15 protein-coding genes are annotated in these 19,168 nt (G+C 43.1%); 8 read left to right on the top strand and 7 right to left on the bottom strand.

The features are described 5' to 3' along the window. Positions 1-57 precede the first annotated feature (57 nt). On the bottom strand, positions 58-1,668 hold the full coding sequence (locus tag MHI51_RS11535; protein WP_076193819.1) for a response regulator: 1,611 nt from the start codon (positions 1,666-1,668) through the stop codon (positions 58-60). 14 nt (positions 1,669-1,682) lie between these two features. After that, positions 1,683-3,407: a sensor histidine kinase gene (locus MHI51_RS11540; protein ID WP_405173887.1), complete on the bottom strand. Its 1,725-nt coding sequence runs from the start codon at positions 3,405-3,407 to the stop codon at positions 1,683-1,685. Positions 3,408-3,663: 256 nt separating this feature from the next. Here MHI51_RS11540 and MHI51_RS11545 point away from each other — a divergent pair, with 256 nt between their 5' ends. The 5 genes from MHI51_RS11545 (at position 3,664) to MHI51_RS11565 (ending at position 11,308) form a co-directional block, all read left to right on the top strand. Further along, a complete protein-coding gene (locus MHI51_RS11545) occupies positions 3,664-5,268 on the top strand; it encodes an extracellular solute-binding protein (RefSeq protein WP_076130367.1) in 1,605 nt (534 codons plus the stop codon). Between the two features lie 82 nt (positions 5,269-5,350). Next, positions 5,351-6,274: a sugar ABC transporter permease gene (locus MHI51_RS11550; RefSeq protein WP_036689753.1), complete on the top strand. Its 924-nt coding sequence runs from the start codon at positions 5,351-5,353 to the stop codon at positions 6,272-6,274. Between the two features lie 17 nt (positions 6,275-6,291). Next, complete coding sequence (locus MHI51_RS11555) at positions 6,292-7,215, top strand: carbohydrate ABC transporter permease (protein ID WP_081387666.1); 924 nt, start codon at positions 6,292-6,294, stop codon at positions 7,213-7,215. A 48-nt stretch (positions 7,216-7,263) separates the two neighbouring features. Then, a complete protein-coding gene (locus tag MHI51_RS11560; protein ID WP_076218911.1) occupies positions 7,264-8,868 on the top strand; it encodes an extracellular solute-binding protein in 1,605 nt (534 codons plus the stop codon). Between the two features lie 22 nt (positions 8,869-8,890). Beyond that, a complete protein-coding gene (locus tag MHI51_RS11565; RefSeq protein ID WP_405173888.1) occupies positions 8,891-11,308 on the top strand; it encodes a TIM-barrel domain-containing protein in 2,418 nt (805 codons plus the stop codon). Between the two features lie 89 nt (positions 11,309-11,397). Here the strand turns inward: MHI51_RS11565 and MHI51_RS11570 are convergent, their stop codons facing one another. After that, entirely contained in the window at positions 11,398-12,741 is a 1,344-nt protein-coding gene (locus MHI51_RS11570) for a glycoside hydrolase family 30 beta sandwich domain-containing protein (RefSeq protein ID WP_076130363.1), read from the bottom strand. Between the two features lie 133 nt (positions 12,742-12,874). On the opposite strand from MHI51_RS11570, the gene MHI51_RS11575 reads away from it, so the two are divergent. After that, positions 12,875-13,669: an AraC family transcriptional regulator gene (locus MHI51_RS11575; RefSeq protein WP_076218910.1), complete on the top strand. Its 795-nt coding sequence runs from the start codon at positions 12,875-12,877 to the stop codon at positions 13,667-13,669. A gap of 73 nt (positions 13,670-13,742) precedes the next feature. Here the strand turns inward: MHI51_RS11575 and MHI51_RS11580 are convergent, their stop codons facing one another. Beyond that, positions 13,743-14,711, bottom strand: coding sequence for a glycoside hydrolase family 43 protein (locus MHI51_RS11580; protein ID WP_076130361.1), 969 nt, complete (start codon positions 14,709-14,711; stop codon positions 13,743-13,745). 156 nt (positions 14,712-14,867) lie between these two features. After that, positions 14,868-15,896: a glycosyltransferase family 4 protein gene (locus MHI51_RS11585; protein WP_342410681.1), complete on the bottom strand. Its 1,029-nt coding sequence runs from the start codon at positions 15,894-15,896 to the stop codon at positions 14,868-14,870. Positions 15,897-16,037: 141 nt separating this feature from the next. Here MHI51_RS11585 and MHI51_RS11590 point away from each other — a divergent pair, with 141 nt between their 5' ends. Further along, entirely contained in the window at positions 16,038-16,274 is a 237-nt protein-coding gene (locus tag MHI51_RS11590; protein ID WP_340395449.1) for a hypothetical protein, read from the top strand. Positions 16,275-16,340: 66 nt separating this feature from the next. On the opposite strand, the gene MHI51_RS11595 is transcribed toward MHI51_RS11590, so the two are convergent. Further along, entirely contained in the window at positions 16,341-17,204 is an 864-nt protein-coding gene (locus MHI51_RS11595; RefSeq protein ID WP_076218907.1) for a sugar phosphate isomerase/epimerase, read from the bottom strand. A gap of 29 nt (positions 17,205-17,233) precedes the next feature. Then, positions 17,234-18,142 (bottom strand): alpha/beta fold hydrolase, encoded by a 909-nt coding sequence (locus tag MHI51_RS11600; protein WP_076218906.1) that lies wholly within the window; start codon positions 18,140-18,142, stop codon positions 17,234-17,236. Between the two features lie 381 nt (positions 18,143-18,523). On the opposite strand from MHI51_RS11600, the gene MHI51_RS11605 reads away from it, so the two are divergent. Further along, a complete protein-coding gene (locus MHI51_RS11605; RefSeq protein ID WP_076218905.1) occupies positions 18,524-19,024 on the top strand; it encodes a GNAT family N-acetyltransferase in 501 nt (166 codons plus the stop codon). The last annotated feature ends 144 nt before the right edge of the window (positions 19,025-19,168 follow it).

Raw genomic sequence — 19,168 nt, forward strand, 5'->3', positions numbered from 1 at the left:
AGATATCCCAAAGAGGGTAACCCAGCATCCATGAACTAGATGCCGGGTTACCCTCTTTTAGTAAGCTGGATTGTATTGTTGTTCCTTTTTATAATCGTTTGGAGGGAGACCTACTTCTTGTTTGAAAAGCTTGGAGAAATAGGAGTAGTTGCTATAGCCGACTTTGTTCGCGACGGTATATACAGACATATTTGTGGTTTCTAATAGATGTTTCGCAGCAGCGATTCGGACGTGGATGACGTAGCTTCCTAATGAAACCCCAGTTTCTCGTTTGAATATCCTCGCCAGGTAATCAGGATTGAGATAAACAATTTCAGCCAAATCATTTCGGGTCAGATCATCGCCGTAATGTGAATGAATGTATTGTTTGATTTCTTCTGCGACGGACTTAGGCTGGGCAGCAAAGTCACGATATTTCATGGCTGTAGTGACAAGGTATTTAAGATATTCTTCCATATCCTCGATTGAATCCAAAGAGTGCATAGATAATTTATCATTAGTTTTGCCAGAGTATAATTTGTGCGATCGTATCCCTTTCAGATTGAGAAATGAATAGACTAGCTGAACTACATCTAAACGGAACAAGCTAAGGACAGAGGTCTCAAGTGTTCTATTGTTAAGCATGACCTTTAAATATTGTGTAACTTCTTCAAGAAAAGCAGTGAATTTATTCTGGTTCAGCAGCTCTTCCAAATAGGCAAGATCCGGTGGTGTATAGCCCGGTTTATTTTGCTGCAGATAAGCCTCCACCAAAAAGGTCTGATTTCTGCATCTCGTAATTTCTTCATCCATAGTCAGGGATTGTTTTAGAACATTCCCTACATTACTCAGTTTATCGTATAAGCCAATATTGCAGCAGACATCACATTTTAAATAAGGATTCGCCTTTTGAATAAAAGAAGAACATAATGCTTCAAGCCGTTGCGTGTCTGGTGCCTGGTTCCATTTTAAAATGGCGATCCAGTTATAATCTCTATATTCCAGAATGCTTTCGATGGTAAAACAAGGGTGCTGAAACAATTCGTACAATACATTTAGCAGGGCAAAATCAAACAGATCCTTTTCTTCTTTTCCCATGCTGCCATTGTAAGGGAATAAGTTAAATATCAAAGGCTGTAGAGTATCGCTCATTTGATAGGAGAGGTTTTGTTCTTCAATGGCATGTGTGATGTCTGCCAACTTAATCGGAAATGATGTACTGCCACTGACTAGCTTCCGCCAAAAATGCTCAAGAATCTTCGCCTGATTTTTTTGCCAAAAGTAACCGCCCTGAATGGCTTTTTCGTTTTTTTGCTGCTCTTTTGCTTGGGTGACCGCCTTTTGGATGATCAACATCAGCTTGTCAAATTCAATGGGTTTGAGGAAATATTCAAAGCTCTGCAATTCGATTGCTTTCTGCGCATAGTTGAAATCTGCATAATTGGTAAGAAGAATAGTCTGAATACTATAATTCCCCTCGCGAATCCATGCCAGTAATTCCAGTCCGCTGCCCTGCGGCATTTCAATATCTGAAATCAGAATTTGAACAGAATGCTTTTCTATTATTTCACGTGCTTGAGCGACATTATTAGCCGTATAAACGGTATCAATGTGGAGTGATTCCCAATCTATTTTCTTTTGCAATGCGGCAATAACATAAAAGTCATCATCAACAAGCAGTACATTCATAGTTTGCTCTCCATTCATTTAGATTTATTAGGAAGCTTCGGAAGATATAAGATTACACTAGCGCCGCCGCCCTCCAAATTGGAGAAGGTGACGGTTGCTCTTTTTAAATATAGGTACTCTAGTCTTTTAAGCGTATTCATAATGCCGATTTGCGTACCTTTACTTTGATCCAAGGGCTCTCCAAGATTAAGTTTCTCTAACACCTGAGGTGGAAAACCGGGACCGGTATCGGTGAGCTGGATAACGAGTATTTCTTCTTCCTGCTCCATCTGTAATCGTTGTACTGTAAGTCTGATCTCGGCTTCATGTTCGCGTGAAATCGCATATTTAATTGAATTTTCGATAAAGGTTTGCAGCACTAACGGTGGAATTTCCACACTGCCTGCCTGATCCTCTTGTTCGATGTAATAAATAAATGCGTCCTGATAACGTTGCTTTTGAATCTCCAAGTAGGTTCGGACATGCTCGATTTCATCCTCTAACCGGACAAAATTCTCGCCATTCTGAAAAATGTAACGGAAATACTTAGAGGTAGACAACGTCATATTTTCAATTTCTTTATACATATGAATTTGCGCCATGCTATAGATGCTAGTCAGACAGTTTAAGAAAAAGTGTGGTTTAATCTGTAGCTTCATATAGTCCAGCTGTATTCTTTGTTTCTCCAGTTCCTGCTCGTACATAGCGATTTTAAAGGTTTTGATTTGTTCAACCAAGCCTTTAAACTGAGTGTTTGCCTGTTCCAGCTCTATAATCTCACTGCTTTTGAAATCTGCGGGTTGCCCAGACTCATTAATGAAAGCAAGGTTATCGGAGAAGCTTTGAATCGGACCTAACACTCTTTTTTTGAAAAAGAGCAGAACAATGCATAACGTGGAGGTCACAATGAAGAACAATAACATAATAAGCAGCTGGGCAATCATGATTTTTTCGAATATGCTATATTTAATGACCATTTTGGTGCTGAAGGTGGTGTCTGAGAATGCGCTGTTGATGGTTGTACGCGATTGCAAAAGATTAGCGAATCCCCCATTTTCCGTTATTAACGTTCCGCTATTGGAGATCGGACTGGTTAAAGGCTGTTCATTCTCATCTACTAGAGAAACATAACCATTGGCGCCAAGATTAATTTGGCGTAGCGGCCGGATCAGATTATCTGCGGAGATCAGTCCAATTAAATAACGATTGTAATAGGGCACGATATTAATTACATAATAATGGTTGTTCACAAGAATAGGCGTCCATTTGGAATAAAACTTCTCATACATCTCCTTATCATCAATATAAGAAATAATCTTCTTTTTCAGCTCCCTGTAATCCGTATAGGTTACGCTGATCGGTGCACAATTCAAAAAATAGGTCTCATTTTTCAAATAGTAGAAGAAGTTATACTCATGCCCGTAGTTTTTTTGCAGCTCGGTAAAGCGTTTGAACAGATTATCATTTGCTTTTAAGAACTCGATACTGTTGACCCCGTAAGTATTCATCGTTAGTAAGCTCTCATCGTTCCCAAGCGTCCAGCCCATATAGTGATTAATGTAGGCAAAATCATGATTAATACGATTGATGTAAAGTGCCGCAGTATCCTGCAAATTTCGAGTGGACTGCTGCTTAACGATGGAAATGGAAGCGATGCTGATTCCTAAATCCAGAATAAGGACTGTGAATGAAACCAACATCATGACTTTTATATAATGGCGAATGGGGTAGGTTTTGTGTTTCGCTGTTTTTTTGATCATAAAGTCATTATAAAACCTCTGCGTGAAAAAAACATAAGAACTCGCTATCGATTCCCCTCAAAGTCCGGATAGCACATACAGAAGTCGGGATACTGTTATTAAATCTCCCCAAGTAGAGCATTTAGCTTTTGTATTTTTTGTAAGCGAATTCAAAGGTCTGGATAACCGTCTTAATGTGTCCGGAATACGAAAAAATAAGAAGTTATTATAAAGCTATTCAGATGCATTTTGATAAATTGAAATGGGGGATTAAGAGATGAGTCAACACAGTAAGAAAAAAACTGCAAAGAAATGGACTGTGGGTCTGCTGGCGGCTGCGATGGTATTTGGAATTGCTGGCTGCGGTGGTAACAACGGGAATAATGCAGCGACAAATGAAACGAGCAGCTATAACAAAGAAGGTCTGCCGATTGTGAATGAGCCTGTGACACTTAAAGTGCTGACTGTCCGTTGGGGGAGTATGGGGGACACCTTTACGCAAAACCAATGGCTGAAGGATCTGGAGAAAAATACGAATGTCAAAATCGATTGGCAAGTAATGTCCTCCAATGACTGGGGTGAGCAGAAGTCCATTATGCTGGCAAGTGGCACGCTTCCGGATATCGTTTTGGGAGATCAAACCTTTGGGGATGCCGATATCGTAAATAATCTGAGCTTTTTCCGGCCGCTTGATGATTATATCGAGCAAAATATGCCTAATCTCAAAGCAGCTATGGAAGAAACCCCAGAAATGAAAAAAATCAGCACATTTCCTGACGGGAAAATCTACTCCCTGCCAACAAGACTTCCTGCACGTCCAAAAAGCTCACGTCAGCCTGTGATTAACAAGACCTGGCTGGACAAATTGGGCTTGAAGGTGCCTGAAACGATTGATGAGCTTTATAACGTGCTCAAAGCTTTTAAAGAACAAGATCCGAATGGGAATGGAAAACAAGATGAGATTCCTTTTATTGAAATTGGTAATGACTTGATCAGTCCTTTCGGAATTGCCGATTTAAATAACAATAATATGATCATCAAGGACGGAAAAGCGATATATTTCCCTATTTCGGAGGAGTTCAAAGAAGGTCTCAAATGGGAAAATAAATTGTATGCGGAAGGCTTGCTAGATAAAGAGGTATTCACTCAGGACGACACGATGAGATCGGCTAAGTTCCAGAATCCGGATGCTCCAATTGTAGGCTTTACGTACCAGTGGACTCCAGACGCCGTGTTTGGAAAATGGAGCGATCAATATGTGACGATTCCACCGATTGCCGGACCAGATGGTAAACGTTATACGATCGGGAATCCGATTGGGATGAATCTTAACCGTAATGAGCTGCTGATCACTACATCCTGCAAATATCCTGAGGTTGCTGCACGTTGGGCAGATCAGTTCTACACTGACGAAGCGAGCATTCAGAATTTCTGGGGTGCGATTGGAACGGTTATTAAGAAAAACGATGATAGCACTTATACGTTGATGGATCCACCAGCTGGAACCAGCGCAGATGCTTGGTATTGGGATCAATCGCTACGTGATTTTGGACCGAAATATGTGAGCCCATCCTTTGAATCGAAAATTGTCCTGAACCCTGAAAGTGGAGATGGACTGAAGCTGCAGCTGGATAAGCTGGGCAGTGAATATGTAACCACACCTTTCCCTAACGTAATGTACACTTCTGAGGAGTTCGAGGAGCTGCCAACCTTGACTACGGATATCGACAGCTATGTGAATACTATGCGGGCGCAATTTATTAGCAAAGGCGGAATTGACGAGGGCTGGGATGCTTATGTGAGCAAGCTTAATAAAATGGGACTTGAAAAGTTAGTTAAGATTCGCACGGATGCTTACAGCCGTTATATGAACGTGAAATAACCTATTCGTCTTTCGAAAAAGGTGCTGCCCTGCAGGATAGCTGTGGGGTAGCATTCTCTATTTTAAATAAGGAGGGGATGTCATGAAATCTGGTCCACTTCATTTCGGGCGGAAATTCGGACAAATCAAACAAAATTGGGGTCTCTATCTATTGCTTTTTCCTGCTGTAGTTCTGACGTTATTATTCGCGTACAAGCCAATGTACGGGGTGCTGATTGCTTTCAAGGATTATAGCCCGGCGTTGGGAATTGGAGGCAGCCCTTGGGCTGGATTCAAGTACTTCGAGAAATTTTTTCATTCCTATCAATTTTCATCAACGATTAAAAACACATTGATCATCAGTGTGTACAGTCTGATTACCTTTCCGATTCCAATTATACTGGCGCTGATGGTTAACCAGATGAGACCTAACCGGTTCAGACGTTTTTTCCAGACGGTGTCCTATATGCCGCACTTTATCTCCACAGTAGTAATGGTGGGTTTAATGATGATTTTGTTCTCACCTAGCACCGGACTGCTGGGCAATATATATAGTCTTTTTGGAAAAGAGGCTCCTGATCTGATTGGCTCTGCTGGATTATTCAGCAGTGTATATGTTTGGTCGGATGTGTGGCAGCATGTCGGCTGGGACAGCATTATCTTTATCGCTGCGCTCTCCGCAGTTGATCCTAGCTTGTACGAGGCGGCAACCGTAGACGGAGCAAGCCGGATGCATAAAATTCGTTATATTGATATTCCGATGCTGATGCCAACAGCGATAACCTTGCTTATTTTGCGGGTCGGTGGATTGCTTGGGGTTGGTTTTGAAAAAGTGTACTTAATGCAAAATGACTTGAACATCACTTCAAGCGAAATTCTTTCTACTTATGTCTACAAAATTGGCTTGCTCAGCAGTCAATACAGCTTTTCCTCGGCGATCAACCTGTTCAACACCGTTATTAATTTTATTTTATTGATCATGGTCAATCAGATTTCTAAAAAACTAAGCGAAAATAGCTTGTGGTAGAAGGGAGGAGTATTGAAATGGGAGGTTTAGAGACAGTTACTAAAGGGAATATGGGGAAAATAAAGAAGAATCGTTCTTCGGATACTATAATGGAAATAGTGATGTATGTTATATCAGCAATTTTTCTAGTTATCTTAATTTATCCGCTATATTTTATCGTCATTGCTTCGTTCAGTGATCCTTCCGCGGTGGCGGGGGGGCAGGTTTGGTTATTTCCTAAAGGGTTCACCTTCGATGGTTACAAAGAGCTGCTGCGTCATGAAAATATTTGGATCGGTTACTGGAATACCATCATGTATACGGTGGTAGGGACGGCAATCGGTTTAATTGTAAATATTTCTGCGGCCTATGCGTTGTCCAGAAAGGATCTTGTGGGGCGAAAATATCTTTCCCTGTTTTTCATCTTTACGATGTTTTTTAATGGGGGGTTAATTCCGACTTTTCTAACGATCCGTGATTTCCATCTGTACGACACATTTCTGGTGATGGTACTGCCTTTCTCCGTTGGGGTGTTTAACATTATCGTTGCCCGCACCTTTTTTCAGTCGAGTATTCCGGGAGATTTATGGGAAGCTGCACAGATCGATGGTTGTGGAAATCTTCGATATTTTGTACAGATCGTTTTGCCACTATCGAAGGCGATTATTGCCGTGCTGGGTCTATGGATCGCCGTTGGTTACTGGAATTCATATTTTAATGCCTTGATCTATTTGAAAAATCCTAATATGTATCCCTTGCAGCTGATTCTGCGAAATATTCTGATCACCAATCAGATGCAATCGGGGATGGGAACCGGGGAAGCTGCGCAAATCGCACTACGACTCGCCAATATGATGCGGTATTCTGTTATTATCGTGGCAACGGTTCCGATTATGTGTGTGTACCCCTTTGTACAAAAATACTTTAACCAAGGGGTAATGATCGGCGCAGTGAAGGAATAGTACATTCGGCTATTCTACTAACATTCATTCGTAAGGAGCAAGAACGTTATGAAAAAGCAACAAAAAAACAGGATATATAGAACAATCACCGTCATTCTTTTAGTGACAACGTTGCTTGCTAGCCTTACTGCCTGTAAAGGGAGCAATGGGGTTAATTCTGTTGAACCTGAGCCGGGCGGATTTAACAAAGAAGGATTGCCGATAGTGGATAAGCCTGTGACGCTGAAAGTACTCACTGTCCGGTGGGTAAGCATGGGAGTTTCTTTTACCGAGAATCAATGGCTCAAGGATTTGGAGAAGAACACGAATGTCAAAATCGAGTGGCAGGTGATGTCCTCCAATGATTGGAGTGAACGGAAGTCTATTATGCTGGCCAGCGGCACACTTCCAGATATCATTTTAGGGAGTCAGACCTTTGGAGATGCGGATATCGTCAATAATTTAAGCTTATTTCGGCCGCTAGATGATTATATTGAGCAAAACATGCCTAATCTCAAAGCAGCTATGGAAGAAACACCGGAAATGAAAAAAATCAGCACCTTTCCTGACGGGAAAATCTACTCGCTGCCTGCAAGATTACCCTCACGTCCTAAAAGCTCACGTCAGCCTGTGATTAATAAAACCTGGCTGGACAAATTGGGTTTGAAGGTACCGGATACGATAGACGATCTTTATAACGTGCTAAAAGCATTCAAAGAACAAGATCCGAATGGAAACGGAAAACAGGATGAGATTCCTTTTATCGAATTAAGTAATGATCTAATCAGTCCTTTCGGAATTGCAGATTTGAATAATAACTTCATGGTGGTCAAGGACGGAAATGCGGTTTATTACCCGATTTCAGAGGAGTACAAAGAAGGGCTCAAATGGGAGAGCAAATTGTTTAAAGACGGATTACTTGATAAAGAAGTATTCACTCAAGACGAAACGATGAGATCGGCAAAGTTTCTAAATCCGGATGCCCCAATCGTAGGCTTCTCTTATCAGTGGACGCCAGACGCTATGTTTGGCAAATGGAGTGATCAATATGTGACCATTCCGCCAATTGCTGGACCAGACGGGAAGCGCTACACCGTTGGGAACCCGTATGGGATGAATCTGGAACGCAATGAGCTGTTGATCACCACATCCTGCAAGTATCCAGAAATTGCTGCACGCTGGGCGGATCAGTTCTATACCAATGAAGCCAGCATTCAGAATTTCTGGGGTGCCATTGGAACGGTGATTAAGAAAAATGACAACGGTACGTATACATTGATGGACCCTCCAACCGGCACCAGTGCGGATGCTTGGTATTGGGAACAGTCACTCCGGGATTTTGGGCCGAAATATGTAAGCCCAGCTTTTGAAAAGACCATCTTTCTAAATCCTAAAACCGGAGATGGACTGAAGCTACAACTCGATAAGCTGGGAAGTGACTACACAACACCACCTTTCCCCAACGTAATGTACACTGCAGAAGAGTTTCAGGAGCTGCCGACCTTGACCACCGATATTGATAGTTACGTCAATACAATGCGTGCTCAATTTATAATCTCAGGTGTTATTGACGAGCAGTGGGATGACTATGTGAAGCAGCTACGGGGGATGGGCCTCGAAAAGATGGTGAAAATTCGGACAGATGCTTTCAGCCGTTATATGGGCGTTGAATAACAAGAAATGAGGTTTTTACTTGATGGGAAATATAATGAAAGAGCCAACCCCTTTGGCGTCCCAATTAAAGCTGCATTCTGAACCAGGCAGTAATGCTGACGCGATTATTCAGGGGGAGTGCTATCGGTTCACTGTCTTAACTCCGGAGCTTATCCGGATGGAATATAGTGAGGAAGGTTTTTTCGAAGATCGGGCGTCGCAGACCGTTGTGAATCGCAATTTCCCGGTTCCAGAGTTCCGCGTAATGGATCTGGGGAATAAACTTGAGTTGATTACGGAGCGCCTGCATTTAACTTATGACAAGCAGCCTTTCTCCCGGCATGGTCTCAATGTTCGGGTGAGAAACGAAGCGGGTCACCTAAGGAGTGTCTGGAATTATGGAGATACAGTCCAAGATTTGGGAGGGACTGCACGTACCCTGGATAATGCAGATGGTGCCATTCCGCTGGAGCACGGACTACTTTCACGTGCGGGGTATACGTTAGTTGATGATAGCACCTCCCTAGTACTGGAAGAGGATGGACGGGTCGAGCTACGGGCGTTGGCTGGCCTCGATGTTTATTTTTTTGGATACGGTCATGATTATTTGCACTGCTTGAAGGATTTCTATCACCTTTGCGGTCGTACGCCCCTATTGCCACGTTATGCCCTTGGCAACTGGTGGAGCCGTTATTACCGATATTCAGAAGAAGAATACAAAGCGTTAATGGAGCGGTTTGAGCTCGAGCGAATTCCGTTTTCCGTCGCTGTTATAGATATGGATTGGCATCTCGTCGATATTGATCCGCAGTATGGCAGTGGCTGGACGGGTTATACCTGGAACCGGGAACTGTTTCCGGAGCCTCAAAGATTTTTGGCATGGCTGCATGAAAAAGGTCTTCGAGTAACGCTCAACGTACATCCAGCAGACGGTGTACGGGCGTTTGAAGATCCTTATCTGGCCATTGCTGCGGAGATGGGGATGGACCCGGAAAAAGGGGATGCTGTGGAATTTGATATTACGGACCCGGATTTTTTACAGGCATACTTTAAGTTTCTGCATCATCCGCTAGAGGATGAAGGTGTGGACTTCTGGTGGATTGATTGGCAGCAGGGTGGAGTGACTAAAGTACCGGGACTAGATCCGCTTTGGATGCTGAACCATTATCACTATCTGGATAGCGGCCGGCGAGGCAACCGGCAGATTACTTTTTCCCGTTATGCAGGTCTTGGCAGCCATCGTTATCCTGTGGGCTTCTCTGGAGATACCATTGTCACTTGGGAGTCGCTGGATTTCCAGCCATACTTCACAGCCAACGCCGCCAACGTGGGATATGGTTGGTGGAGCCATGATATCGGGGGCCATATGAATGGTTATTTAGACGATGAGTTGGCAATGCGCTGGGTGCAATTCGGTGTGTTTTCACCTATTCTGCGGTTACATAGTTCTGCTAGTGCCTTTAACAGTAAGGAGCCATGGCGATTCAATAAGATTGCGGAAGATGTGATGAAGGATTGCCTGCGCTTGCGGCATAGTTTACTTCCCTATCTGTACACCATGAATCGCTACGCCAGCCGCGATAGTCTTCCGTTAATCCGACCGATGTATTATCATCATGCGTTGTCGAATGAAGCCTATGAAGTGCCCAATGAATATTATTTCGGAACGGAACTTATTGCCTGTCCGATTACACAGCCGGTCAACCCAAAGGTAGGCGTTGCCGAATTTAAGGCTTGGTTACCTGAAGGGATTTGGATAGATTTTTTTAACGGAAGAGTGTACGACGGTGGCAGAAAGCTTTCTCTTTATCGCAATCTTGAGAATATCCCTGTATTAGCTAAAGCGGGTGCTATTGTGCCCATGGCAGATCTGACGCAATTTACCTCTTCAGTGGATAATCCGAGGCATATGGAGGTCCGTGTATTTGCGGGAGGAAGGGGTCATTTTCATCTCTGGGAGGATGAGGGCGATACTGCGGAGGATCAGGACGATCAATGGTGTGATACAGAAATGATCCTGGAAATGGGGGATAGAGCGAGCTTCAAGATCCTCTCTGCTAAGGGAAATACAAAGGTTGTGCCTGAGCGGAGATCGTGGAAGCTGTCCTTTGTTGGTTTTGCTGATACGAAGGTACAGGTATTCGCTGGCGGCACAGAAATCGAAGCAAACATGGACTATGATGAGGCTACACATACGCTTACGATCATGATTTCGGATCAAGCGGTAGAGCATTCATTGGAGGTAACGTTCACAGATGCCCGGATTGCGGTGAATTCCGTAGATGATGAGGTGTTCAGCCTTCTGAACCGTGCGCAAATTCTTTTCCAATTGAAAGAGCAAATTTACCATGTAGTCAAAGCAGCAGTAACGCCGATGGCGGCCCTGGCTTCTCTTGCCTCGTTGGATCTTGAACATACACTGTATGGAGCGTTATGTGAAATACTATCGGCAAGACTTTAAGCACTATTTCATTGAATTTAATAAAAAAGGAGGTTCTCTCTGTGCGCTGGCATAAAGAGAACCTTTTTTTTATTAGGAATGAACCGCTGCTACTTAATTAGCAGGGTTTGAATGGCATGAGCCGGAATCATGTTCTCAGCCAGTTCGTCATGGAAGCGCAGGGTGAATGGAAGCTCTTGCTCTGTGCGATTCATAACGATAACAGCAATAGTGCCATCAGGGTTGCGGAAAGCTGTTGTTTCAAGCTTATCTGTATATTTGGAGAAACCAATGCGTTTAGCACCCGGACGAATATATTTACTGAAGTGCCCGATGTAATAGAAAGAGCTCTCAAAAGTAATTTCATCGTTTTTGGTATCTCCGATAATTGGAGCGTCACAGTAATTTCCTACATGATTAGGTCCACCTTGCTCATCCAAGACAATGTTCCAGTCTGTCCAGCTCGACATCCAGTTGTTCAGATTGCCAATGATATCATGTCCGTAACGTTCACCGGTGTTCCATGAGCCGAGATGAACGCCACCTTCTTGGCAGCCTTCGCTGAAGAACAGCTTTTTATCTGGGAAACGATCATGTACAGCAGAGAGGGCTTCGAAGTGATCACCGGAATACCAATGGAAGCAGATTCCCCATATGTATTTGGACGCTGCTTGATCTTCAAAAGCAACCTTAGCACGGTCATATACCCGTTCTTTGTTATGATCCCAGATCATAACTTTTACATGGCCCAAGCCCGCTTGTTCCAGAGCAGGTCCCAAGTAGTCACGCACAAAATCCTTTTCTTCTTCAGCGGTATACAGGCAGGAATCCCATCTTTGTACAGCTTTGGCTTCATTCTGAACACTGACAGCCCAGATATCAATCCCTTCTGCAGCGTACGCCTCAATATATTTAACGAACATGTTAGCCCAAGCCTCACGATATTCAGGCTTAAGAGCTCCGCCTCCGTTCATTTGCCCGTTTGTCTTCATGAACGCTGGAGGACTCCATGGGGAAGAGAACAGACGAAAATCTTCACCTACTGCTGCGGCAGCATTTTTTATGAGGGGGATAATTGATTCGTGATCTCTGGAAATATCGAATGAACGTAGCTCCGCATCGCCTTCCTCTACATAAGCATAGTTGCCCAGTGAGAAGTCGCAGCTTTGGATGTGTGAGCGGCAAAGGGTGTATCCGATGCCGTGCTCAGGATGAAAATAAGCGTCAATGATTTCTTTTTGTTTAGCTTCACTAAGTTTAGCGATAGTAACGGCAGAGGACTCCGTAAGGGCTCCACCAAAGCCTTCAATTTCTTGATACTCCAGATCATCATAGATATTGATTAGCTCTGATTCGACTCCTGACGTATCGGGAAGGAAAATCAGAGGGTCCTTTTCTGTTAAACGATCCGTGGTTTCTTTAGCGGTTTGAATGACGCGAATAGTTTTACTCATAATGGTTGATAACCTCCTACATATGAATTCTGTCTTTATTATAGAAGGAGATTCACTGCACTTTGAAGAAACTATATGGCTAAGAACCTCAACAATCTGGTCATTGATTACTATGGAAAGAGGAGAAAATGCGATGGAAACAAACAGCGTTCAAATTAGTTTGTGTGGATTTATCCGCCATACTCAGCCTTTTCGGCAACTATATCGCAGTGGGTTGGATACCTATATCATCAGGCTGCAAGCCGAAGGGGAATGTGAAGTCCTCATTGATGGAGAAATGACTACCGTAGTACCTGGGGATCTACTATTATTTAAGCCCTATGATATATATGATCTGAGAATCGGTGAAAAGAAAAGTCCTCTGGGACATAGTGTGGACTATTTTGTGATGTGTACAGGGGAATGGGTGGACCACTGGTGGAACGTGCGTGAGCGACCCAAAAAGGTAAGAATTGCGGATGATGGTAAGCTGCAAAGTATATGGCAACAGCTTGATCTGGAGAATAGAAGACTAGACGGGGGTAGCCCTGAAATACTTGAAGCGCTATTTAAAGCTTTATGTTTGCTGTTAGATCGGGCTATGGAAGAGGCACCTGCATCATCTTCGGCTTCACTTCTACACGGACTTAAGATGAAGAGTTATGTGGAGGAGCATGCTACTTCAGAGATCAGACTAAAGGACGTAGCCGCTCATGCTGGAATTAGTGTGACAAGGGCCGTGCATGTATTCAAAATCCAATTCGGTTATTCTATTATGCAATATGCGGGGCAAATCCGGCTTGCGATGGCACTGAGATTAATGGACAATACCAATTACACCTTAGAGCGTATAGCAGAGGAGACGGGGTTTGGAAGTTATACCTATTTTCACAGGGTGTTTCGGGAGCGTTATGGTGTCTCGCCAGGTATTTATCGAAAGAGAGAGTAGAAGGTTTAGCAGTAAAAAGAAGCTGCCCCATAAATCACAGAATAGGGCTTAGGGGCAACTCCTCGATTAGACGTTAATTATAGTAAGGCCAGCCAGCTGAATCCCATTCGAGATCACTGATTAACAATTTGGGTGCACCATTCTCGGCGACACTGTAAGCATGGCGGACGATAACGTTGGTTCCGTATATATCCTGTCCACCAGGACCCGCCCAAAAACTGTTGCCGCTATCGATGACCGTAGCCCCGCCATTTTTCATATCAGTACCGTCCTTTGCATAGAAAGGACCCAGTACGCTGGTTGAGCGTCCCACTGCAATTTTATAGGTGCTGTTTACGCCTGAGCAGCATTGGCCAATGGATACGAATAGATAATAATATCCGGTATTTGGATTGTAAACCATGCTGGAGCCTTCAATCCCCCCGGATTTAGTGGCAATGCGATAGGAGTTGCCCGTTGGCTTCATGGTTGTTTTGTTGATGGAGGTAATGTAAATCCCGTTGCTCCAGGAACCGAAGGTCATCCATAGGTTTCCGTTAGCATCTGCCGTAATGTTAGGATCAATGGCGTTATAATTGGAGGCGTCATTTGACGAGATAACGACACCTTGGTCCGTCCATTTTCCCCCGGAGATCGATTTAGTAGTTACTAAACCAATAGCAGACACTCTTGAGCCGAATGTGGAGATAGAATAATAGAGGTAATAGGTACCGTTATAGTAGAAAATTTCTGGAGCCCATACATCTAGCCCTTCTTGATTGGGAACGTAAGAGCTCCACCAGGAGGGTTTCGAGTTATAAATCGGGAGGGAGCGAATATAGTTCGTTCCATCGTTTGAAAACATCACTTGGAGACCTGATCCCGTGCTGAATACCCAATGTGTGTTTCCCTCTTTGATATATGAAGGGTCGTGTACGTTGGTATCTCCAGTCAGATTCCAGGTTGCTGCATAAGCTTGCGATCCTGCTGAGAAAACAGTTGTAAAAAGCATTAAAAAAGACAACAATAACAACCGATAACCTTGCCTACCTTTTTTCGCCATATTCCTTCTCCTTTTAGTTTAGATTTCCCTAAAGTGTTTCATTATTTTGCAATTGATAACGCTTACATAATATCTTGTATTATTTCTCTAGTCAATGATTCTTTTGGATCAAAAAAAAGCAAATCTCAGCCATCGGAGACTTGCTTTTTTATATTTTTATAATAAATCTGTGATCGCTTGTTCAAATAATCTGACACTATTTTCCCAAGTCCATTTGCGCGAATATCTTTCCCCCTGCTCCGCTAATTTAGTTCTTAAGTTGGGATCACGTATTAAGCGGATGACATCTTCACCGAGCCGGTTCTCATATCGATAAGAGAGCAAACAGTTTTTCTTGTGATGGGCGTATTCCATATTCCCGCCCGAATATACACAGACTAACGCTGCTCCACAACGCATGGCCTCAAGTCCCGGTAAAGAGCCTGTATCAAAAATACTTGAGCTAACAAAAATATCCGCACCGTTATAGTGATAGCAGAGCTCCTCATCATTTGCTGGCGTAAAGAACCGATATTTGCCAGTAGCTTTCATTCTTTGGAGAATTTCTGAGGTGTTGAACTCGTCAGGCGGACTGATGAAGTTAATATTTACATCGGGATATTGGCTTTTTACGTAATCCAGCTGTTCTATAAGATAATCTTGTTCACGGTGCCAGGAGAAACCTCGTTCTGTTTTTCTTAATATAGCTGTTATGTTTAAAGGCTCTTGAAGACTGTGACGGATATTCATATTTTTAAAAGAGGAGCTAATGCCAATGGGTACGATACTGCCGGTGATACCATGATTTAAACGGATCAGCTCCTGCTGCCAACGTGATAAAACGATTAGATGCTCAGTGATGTGATAGGAGGGGAAGGAGCGTCCGTTATCCGGTAAAAAAGGTGGCTCATAACATAAAGATAAACGTACATGAACCCCTTTTCCTTGTTGGCTTGCTGCTTGGGCGATGGGGACAGTTGTAAAATAATTAGAAACAATGACGTCTCCGGGAGGAAAGTCATGCTCGTGAATATTCATATGTGAGGAGCGGATTACGTTTGCGCGCACATCATAAGAAATAGCGCCATCCACAGGCAAAAGGAGATTGACCTGATGACCCAAGTCTGTCAGCCCATTGGTGAGCTCTACTAGCATACGTTGTGCTCCGCCATGAGATAAGGTCAGAATAGGGAATGTGAATTGCATTGATAATCCCGTCCCTTCCAAGTTAGAGCTATAATATGAAAAAATATGATTCAATCGTTCCTTTTTTTATTTTATTCAGCTCCTATAGAAAAGTACCATTTATCAAGTTTATAAACAAAAGGAGAAGGAAGAGGGGGGAGTATGAGGGAAGAAAGCCGTTCGGTGGTGGGCAATTTGACGAAGGCTGATCTAGAACAGGAGGTCACCATTAGTTTCCCTGAGGGGGCTGGAATGGAGAATTATACTTGGAGTATTCAAAAGATTATGATCGGAGCGGCAGAGCATTATTCCTATCATACAGGTCAAATCGTATATGCCTCTAAATTGCTGCAGAAAGAGGATGATCATCTGCTCAATAACTGGAAACATTATTTTTGAGCATAGATAAAGCTGGGGATAGATGCGCAGCTGCTGCTAACACCTATCCTCAGAAATGGATTTTTATTATGTTATAGGTGCAAGCTTCTTCAGTAAAGCAACGGTTTCATTAACCTCCAGATCCTTGATATCTTCTAATGACACATCGATCATTGGCTTATATTCTTGGAGTTTGCGCAGGAAAGCCTCGGTATGGAATACTCCGCTGCCTGCTTTTCCGTGGTATGCTTTTTCACCATCTTGATAGATATCTTTTAAATGCGCCAGAATGATACGGTCGCCGAATAATCTGAAGGAATCATCGACAATTTGATCCTGCAAATGCGCAGCCGTGCCAATAAAATTACAAGGGTCCAATACAACACCTATACAGCTTGATGGGACTTCATCTAAGATGCGGCGCATCTTGTCTGGTGTAGAAAGTGTATGTGTGCAGACCCCTTCTAGTCCTAGAAAAACGCCCCATTTTTCAGCTTCCTCTGCAAGTTCTTCTACAGTTGCCCTTAACGTATCCCAGCCGATAGCTTCGTAATGGATCGGATCTTGTGCTTGAAAAGTAGTCAGCGCACCTGTTTCTGTTGCCACCATAGGTGCGCCGAATTGGCGTGCATAACGAAGATGCTCTTTAAAACGATTGATCTCAGCTCTCCGGATGACAGGATCCGGATGAACAGGGTTGATGTAACAGCCCAAAACACCGATACGTATTCCTGCTTTGTCAAATTGTTCGCCAATATAGCTGGCAAGACCTGGACTTAGTTTACCGGTAGAAGTGTCGATGTCCTGAATGGTTTTGGATAATGCAAGCTGAACAAAATCGATATCATAATTCTGAAGGGTTGCAGTTAACGACTTGAGCGGCAGGCAGCCAAATGTGTGGGCCAGAGTTCCGTATCTGATGAGTAACCTCTCCTTTAATAGAGTAAGTATGAGTAATAACCTTCATAATAGTAACGCTTTCATAAGGATGCAAGTGATTTATCATTATCGCGGGTCAGGAAATTGATGATTTCAGTGTTGACTCTATCCGGTTGCTCATGATTAATGCCGTGTCCCGCACGGGGGATCACTTGGTAATGAAACTTTCCATCCTCTAAAATATCTATGAAATCCTTTGATTGTTTTAACGCGTGTTCTCCTACTAAAAAATAGAGCTTATCTCTGACGGCAACTGCGGCGTTTTTATCGTATTTTTGAAGCTTATGAACAAACATAGCTTGCTGATTATGAGCTCGCATTAAAAGGATTAGATGAGCAGCTACTTCTGGGTGATTGTCAAATAAAGGGGAGTCAGGCGCACTTAACTTCTTCAGCACTTTCAGTAAATTGCGATCCGTGGGAATCAGAATCTCTGGGAACATCATCATTAGCGTTTGCAGCATGGCTTTGATGGGTGTGGTGACCATTCCGCCTTCCAAACAAATCACACGGTTCACTTTGTCCGGTTGCTTGGTTGCATAATTAAAAGCAATATAGGCGCCATTTGACACCCCTGCAATATTAAAGATGTCAATGCTCAGATGTTTGGCTATTTCATTAATCCATTCCACCTGCTCAAACTTTTGTTTATTAAAGTGCGCATTAGGAATGCTTTTTCCGGGTCCGCCCAGAGTATCAATAGCAACGCAGTAAAAATACCGCGATAATTCCTCGATGTTAAGGAGCCACATGACCACCGAGTTATCACCAACGCCATGAAACAGAAATAAAGGGGGATTACTCTTTTGCCCGGTAAGGATACAATGCGTCAGCCCATATGTGGTTGGGAGATCGAGCTCTTCAAGAGGAATAGGCCACTGATCAACTAGCTGTTGGTAGGATTGCCACACTCGTTCTTGCGCCTTGGCATTCTTAAAGCTATTTACCATCACAAACCTCCTTAGTGAAAATACAACATCTGTATCTTATTCCAATAAGTATACTACGAGAGTGGGGAAGGAGGAGCGCGCAATAGGAACATTCCTGTGAAAAGAAGGGTTCAGACCAGATAAGTGTATTTCATACAACTAAATTGCTACTTTACTCTCACTACGGTGAAATAGATGTACTTCGTACAACTATTTCTCTCGTATTTAGCTGATTCAGCTAAATTGGGCGAATTTAATTGCACAAAGTACACTTAACACATTAGGCGTGAGCATTGAAGTTCATTTTAGTTGTAGAATGTGCAATTAAATAATGCATGCCGGTCTCTTTTGCGGTAAATTTTGATAGGGAAGTTATTAATAACGTTCTAGGTGGGGATGATTATGCTCGTTGAGCTAAAGGAAGCTAGTGTTTCAGATGGACGCGATATTTTTGAGCTGATTGTGGAGATAGGTCCGGGGGAGAATGGATTCGTCAATAACGGATTTGATCTGGCTTACAGTCAATTTCCTGATTTCATCCGGGATCGGATAGCACTTTCACAAGGTGATAATCTTCCGCCACAGTATGTAGCACAAACCAACTACTGGCTACTGATTGACGCTTATCCCGTTGGTGTCGGAAAACTAAGACATTCCTTAAATGATCAATTGAGGAAGTCCGGTGGACACATCGGTTATAGTATCAGACCCAGTGAAAGAGGAAAGGGTTATGGTACGATTTTTTTGGCAGAGCTGTTAAATAAAGCTGCGGACATGGGGATTGAAAAGGTCATGCTGACTTGTGAGCCGGACAATATATCTTCGAGAAAGGTTATTGAAGCGAACAAAGGAATACTACATGGCATTGAGAATGAAAAATGTAACTACTGGATCACCCTTTAAGCTGGTGTGAAAAATAGGGGAGGAGTTGCCAAGAGGCAGCTCTTTTTTGTTATTCGCGATGTTATTGTAGTTCATCCAATGGGGATTCGTCTAAAATGTGAAAAAAAATTAAAATTTTGATGAAAGCGCTCTATTCAAACACAA

The sequence above is a fragment of the Paenibacillus sp. FSL H8-0260 genome, assembly GCF_045040625.1.
Taxonomy (GTDB): Bacteria; Bacillota; Bacilli; order Paenibacillales; family Paenibacillaceae; genus Paenibacillus_AQ; species Paenibacillus_AQ odorifer.